The organism is Xanthobacter autotrophicus, assembly GCF_029991245.1.
Lineage (GTDB): Bacteria > Pseudomonadota > Alphaproteobacteria > Rhizobiales > Xanthobacteraceae > Xanthobacter > Xanthobacter autotrophicus_C.
The window spans coordinates 1-4,157 of sequence record NZ_JAIVFO010000229.1 but is presented as its reverse complement, the minus strand read 5'-3'; the positions used below and the strand labels follow the sequence as shown (position 1 = coordinate 4,157).

Annotated in this window: 3 protein-coding genes; all 3 read left to right on the top strand. The window is 70.0% G+C overall.

Annotated features, from left to right (window positions below):
• Positions 1–187: 187 nt before the first annotated feature.
• Genes K9U41_RS22010 through K9U41_RS22000 form a run of 3 tightly spaced genes read left to right on the top strand, consistent with a single transcriptional unit; the run spans position 188 to position 4,026 of the window.
• Positions 188–481: a sarcosine oxidase subunit delta gene (locus K9U41_RS22010; RefSeq protein WP_282642977.1), complete on the top strand. Its 294-nt coding sequence runs from the start codon at positions 188–190 to the stop codon at positions 479–481.
• Between the two features lies 1 nt (position 482).
• Positions 483–3,494, top strand: a complete 3,012-nt coding sequence (locus K9U41_RS22005; RefSeq protein ID WP_282642976.1) for a sarcosine oxidase subunit alpha family protein — start codon at positions 483–485, stop codon at positions 3,492–3,494.
• Positions 3,487–4,026, top strand: a complete 540-nt coding sequence (locus K9U41_RS22000; protein WP_282642975.1) for a sarcosine oxidase subunit gamma — start codon at positions 3,487–3,489, stop codon at positions 4,024–4,026. Before K9U41_RS22005 ends, K9U41_RS22000 begins: the two co-directional genes overlap by 8 nt.
• The last annotated feature ends 131 nt before the right edge of the window (positions 4,027–4,157 follow it).

Below are 4,157 nucleotides of genomic sequence, written 5' to 3'. Positions count from 1 at the left end.
AGCTGTGAATAAGAGACAGCCCTTCACCCTCGACCGCTTCCGCACCGGCCGCCTCATCGACGAGGCAGCGGCGGCGGCGGTGGCGCACTAGGGCGCGTCCTGCGCCCTAGTGGTTTGTCCTTGCCGCGTTTTCTTCACGCAAAACCGGTGCCCACTTTCGCTGAAAACGCTCCGGAGGATCTGCACCATGCTCCTCGTCCCCTGCCCCTATTGCGGCCCGCGCCCCGAGGTGGAATTCCACTGCGGCGGCGAGGCCCATATCGCCCGCCCGGCCGATCCCAATGCCCTCGATGACGCCCGGTGGGCCGAGTATCTCTTCGTGCGCACCAGCACCAAGGGCGTGCACGCCGAGCGCTGGCTGCATTCCCACGGCTGCGGCCGCTGGTTCAACGCCTTGCGCAACACGGTGAGCGACACCTTCCTCGCGAGCTACGAGATGGGCCAGCCGCGCCCTGCCCTTCCCGCCGAAGGAGGCAAATGAGATGGCCCAATCCAATCGCCTCCCCTCCGGCGGCCGCGTGGACCGCGCGAAGCCGCTGGCCTTCATCTTCAACGGCAAGACCGTGGACGGCTTTGCCGGCGATACGGTGGCTTCCGCGCTGCTTGCCAACGGCATCCGCCTAGTGGGCCGCTCGTTCAAATATCACCGCCCGCGCGGCATCCTCACCCATGGCTCCGATGAGCCCAACGCGCTGCTGAAGGTGGATCGCGGCCCCGGCCGCGCCGACCCCAACAACCGCGCCACGGTGATCGAGGCGGTGGGCGGGCTGAAGCTGTCCTCGCAGAACCACTGGCCCTCGCTGGAGCACGACATCGGAGCAGTCAACGACCTGCTGTCGCCAGTCTTGGTGGCCGGCTTCTACTACAAGACCTTCATGTGGCCGCGCGCGTTCTGGGACAAGCTCTACGAGCCCAGGATCCGCGCTGCCGCCGGCCTCGGCGTGGCGCCGGACGTGCCCGACGCCGACCGCTACGTGCACCGCAACGCCCATTGCGACGTGCTGGTGGTGGGCGCGGGGCCGGCCGGCCTCGCCGCCGCGCTCGCCGCCTCCGAGACGGGCAAGCGCGTGATCCTCGCCGACGAGCAGGCGGAGATGGGCGGCAGCCTTCTGGCGGAGCGCACCGCCACCATCGACGGCATGTCCGCCGCGCAATGGGTGGCGCAGGCTCTGGCGACGCTGGCCGCCCGCGCCAACGTGACCCTTCTGCCCCGCACCACGGCCTTCGGCTATTACAACCACAACCACGTGGTGCTCACGCAGCGCGTCACCGACCATCTGGAAAAGCCGGACCCCAAGCTGCCGCGCGAGCGGCTGTGGCAGGTGCGGCCGCAAGAGGTGGTGATCGCCACCGGCGCCCACGAGCGCCCGCTCTCCTTCGCCGACAATGACCGCCCCGGCATCATGCTGGCGGAAAGCGTGCGCACCTACATCAACCGCTACGGCGTGGCGCCGGGCCGGCGCATCGTGTTCGCCACCAACGGGGCCTCGGCCTATGCCGCCGCGGCGGATGCCAAGGCCGCAGGGCTCGACGTGACCATCGTGGACACCCGGCCCCCGGGCGCCATCGGGCCGGAGAAGGCGCTGGCCTCGGACATCGAGATCCTCGCCGGCCACACGGTGGTGGGCTCCACCGGCGGCAAGGGGCTCACCGGCCTCATCGTGGCGCAGTTCACCGACGGCAAGGGCGTCGGCGCGCGGCGCACCCTGCCGTGCGATTGCGCCGGCGTCTCCGGCGGCTGGACGCCCTCCGTGCACCTCTATTCCCAGTCGCGCGGCAAGCTTGTCTTCCGCGAGGAGATCGACGCCTTCGTGCCCGGCACCCCGGTGCAGAAGGAGCGGTCCGCCGGCGCCTGCAAGGGCACCTACGACCTTGCCGCCATCCTCGCCGAAGGCTGGGCCGCCGGCAGCGCGGCTGCGGGCGCGGGCGTCTCCCGCCTGTTCGCCGCAGCTCCCGCGACCCCCACGGGCTTTGCCCCGGCGCGGGTGCTGCCCACGGACGACGACCCGAAGAAAGTGCGCGCCTTCCTCGACTTCCAGAATGACGTGACGGCCAAGGACATCCGCCTTGCCGTGCGCGAGGGCTTCGAGAGCGTGGAGCATGTGAAGCGCTACACCACCAACGGCATGGCCAGCGACCAGGGCAAGACCTCCAACATGGCGGCGCTGGGCCTGTTGTCGGAGATCCTGGAAAAGCCCATCCCGCAGGTGGGCACCACCACCTTCCGCCCGCCTTATACGCCGGTGACCTTCGGCGCCATCATCGGCTCGGCGCGGGGGCAGTTGTTCGACCCCATCCGCACCGCCCCGCTGCATGAGTGGGCGGTGGAGCACGGCGCCAGGTTCGAGAACGTGTCGCTGTGGCGCCGCGCCTGGTATTTCCCCAAGGCCGGGGAAGACATGCATGCGGCGGTGGCGCGTGAGTGCAGGGCGGTGCGCGAAAGCGTCGGCATCTTCGATGCCTCGACGCTGGGCAAGATCGAGGTGAAGGGGCCGGATGCGGCGGAATTCCTCAACCGCATCTATCCCAATGCCTGGCTGAAGCTGGAACCCGGCAAGTGCCGCTACGGGCTGATGCTGAAGGAAGACGGCTTCATCTTCGACGACGGCGTGGTCGCGCGCCTCGCCCCCGACCTGTTCCATGTGACCACCACCACCGGCGGCGCGCCCCGCGTGCTCGCCCACATGGAGGATTATCTCCAGACCGAGTGGCCGGACCTCAACGTCTTCGCCACCTCCACCACCGAGGAATGGGCGGTGATCGCCCTGCAGGGTCCCCGCGCGCGGGACGTGCTGGCGCCCTTCGTCTCCGGCATCGACCTGGCGCCGGAGGCCTTCCCCCACATGGCGGTGCGCGTCGGGGAGATCTGCGGCGTGCCGACCCGGCTCATGCGCGTGTCCTTCACCGGCGAGCTGGGCTTTGAGATCAACGTGCCGGCGGACCATGCCCGCGCGGTGTGGGAGGCGCTCTACGACTACGGCCAGCGCTTCGGCATCACCCCCTACGGCACCGAGGCCATGCACGTGCTGCGCGCGGAACGCGGCTTCATCATCGTCGGCCAGGAGACCGACGGCACGGTGACGCCGGACGACCTCGGCCTGTCCGGCATGGTCTCCAAGGTGAAGCGCGACTTCGTGGGCAAGCGCTCGCTGGCGCGCCCGGACATGGCGCTGGCCGACCGCAAGCAACTGGTGGGCCTTGCCAGCCTCGACGGCCGCACGGTGCTGGACGAGGGGGCGCAGATTGTCGCCGATCCGGGTGAGGCCGTGCCCATGACCATGCTGGGGCACGTCACCTCGTCCTATCTCAGCCCCAGCCTTGGCCATCCCATCGCGCTGGCGCTGGTTGCCGGCGGCCGGGCGCGGATGGGGCAGACCCTGCATGTCACCACCCCCACCGGCTTCACCGCGGTGAAGGTGACCGCGCCGGTGTTCGTCGATCCCGAAGGCAAAAGGGTGAACGGCGTCCAGCCGCAAGGAGCGCTCCATGCTTGATACCCCGACCATCGCCCGCCGCACCCCCATCCTGCCCGCAGGCAAAGGCGGCATCGTCTCCCCCCTGCCCCCGGCCGACCGCTTCGTGCTGCGGCTCAAGGGCTTTTCCAGCACCGTCGGCGGCTTCGACCTGTCGGGCGCCCTCAACACCGCCCGCGGCACGCCGGAGCGCTTCGCCGCCCGCCTCGGCCCCGATGAATGGCTGCTGGTGATGCCCGAGGGCGAAGGCGCTGCCGCCCAGGCGGCGCTGGAGGGCGAGCTTACCGGCCGCTTCTTCTCGCTGGTGGCCGTGGGCCACCGCAACGTGGGCATCGCCGTCACCGGCCCTCACGCGGCGGACGTGCTGAACGCCGGCATCGCGCTGGATCTGTCCGACGCCGCCTTCCCGCAGGGCTCGGCCACCCGCACCCTGCTCGGCAAGGCCGACGTGGTGGTGGTGCGGCTGGGTTCTGGCTTCCGGGTGGACTGCTGGCGCTCGTTCGCGCCCTATGTGTCCGGCTTTCTTGCCGAGGTGGCGCAGGAATTCGCCTGATCGCGGGGTCGGGTGACAAGAAAAGCGCGGGACGGAGACCATCCGTCCCGCGCTTTTGTTTGGGCTTTTTGAAGCGCCATGCCCGCCCGCGCGATCTGCCCCCTCTCCCGCTTGCGGGGGAGGGCTGGGGA

Bases quoted from the DNA above. Each gene is read 5' to 3' on its own strand.
- K9U41_RS22005 (WP_282642976.1), top strand. From the start codon at position 483: ATGGCCCAATCCAATCGCCTCCCCTCCGGCGGCCGCGTGGACCGCGCG.
- K9U41_RS22000 (WP_282642975.1), top strand. From the start codon at position 3,487: ATGCTTGATACCCCGACCATCGCCCGCCGCACCCCCATCCTGCCCGCA.
- K9U41_RS22010 (WP_282642977.1), top strand. From the start codon at position 188: ATGCTCCTCGTCCCCTGCCCCTATTGCGGCCCGCGCCCCGAGGTGGAA.